Raw genomic sequence first — 1,146 nt, 5'->3', positions numbered from 1 at the left:
CACGGCTGATTCATTCTAAAAGACAACAAAGTTTTTTAATATTTCCTCCAAGCATACGAATAGCTTGAGGAAAGTTAAGATAATTTTGCCGCCTAAGCACATTAATGGCTATATTTCGGATAATTGAGAAGTTTGTTGGAGCATTTCCGCTGCGAATTAAAGATGCATCTTCGCCAAATGTCACATCTTTAACATAGTGCATGCTTTCAACACTCCAGTGTGACCTAATTCCGATATTATATTCTCTAGCAGACATTTTTTTACTTGATATGTAAAAAGATATTTCACTTGAGAAGTGATCAGTATTTTTTAAATATGTATTTCTTGTGACTTTTACAATCTCTTTTATTCCAAAGAATTTAGTCGTATCAATATTATAAAAATCATCATAAACCTCTACTTCACGCACTTCGAATCTATTGCGAGTAGGTTCTTGTGTCTTGTTGTAATCAATGGCATCGGATAAATTACTATTGAAGATGAGTTGTTCTAAGAGTTTTTTTGATTATCTTTAACTTGTACGACATAGTCATTACCGCTATCTTTGATAGCTTTAAGTGTTTTTGTTTGACAATGCATAGCATCAAGCGTAATAATCATATCTTTAAGAGGAAATGTTTCCATCATCTCTTGAACCAACGGGATTTCGTTACTTTTTGAAGCTGTCTTTCTGGCTGTAAGTATCTCTAAAGAATCACTTGCAAAAAATGACACTAAATGTGCCAATTTTTTATCCTCCTCTTTTTGCTTTGTTCCTTTTATCGCTTTACCGTCAACCGCTATCCAGCCTGAATGTGTTTTTCTCATATAGTGTCGCATCCACTTAGTGAAAATATCTTCAAACTTCTTGTGGTTTATATTCATAAGCACCCGTCTTACGGTAGCATACGCAGGAACTCTTTCTTTCTCTATTGATAGATATTTTACAAGCTCTTTTTTATATCTTTGTGCAAAATCCCCTATTGCCCTATAGCCCTGATGTCCACTCATTGTAGCCATTATTGTAATCATAAGCACTACATCTATTTTATGCTGTTGTGCCTGTCCTCGTCTGTTGTCTTTTAATGTTTTTAGCTCTTCGCGTAGGTTAAATTCTTTCATGCTCCCTATAAAGCATTTTTTATTCCTTTGTATGAATCAGCCGTG

General features: G+C 34.4%; 2 protein-coding genes. Both read right to left on the bottom strand.

The genetic code is table 11. The annotated features are described in order from the left end of the window. Nucleotides 1-10: 10 nt before the first annotated feature. Nucleotides 11-481 (bottom strand): ISAs1 family transposase, encoded by a 471-nt coding sequence (locus IBX42_RS12555; protein ID WP_294933264.1) that lies wholly within the window; start codon nt 479-481, stop codon nt 11-13. Nucleotides 482-489: 8 nt separating this feature from the next. Continuing rightward, complete coding sequence (locus IBX42_RS12550; RefSeq protein WP_294933263.1) at nt 490-1,101, bottom strand: ISAs1 family transposase; 612 nt, start codon at nt 1,099-1,101, stop codon at nt 490-492. Nucleotides 1,102-1,146 lie beyond the last annotated feature (45 nt).

Origin of the sequence: Sulfurimonas sp. (genome assembly GCF_014859695.1) — a bacterium.
Lineage (GTDB): Bacteria > Campylobacterota > Campylobacteria > Campylobacterales > Sulfurimonadaceae > Sulfurimonas.
The sequence above is the reverse complement of the archived record's forward strand: the minus strand, read 5'-3'. Positions and strand labels throughout refer to the sequence as shown.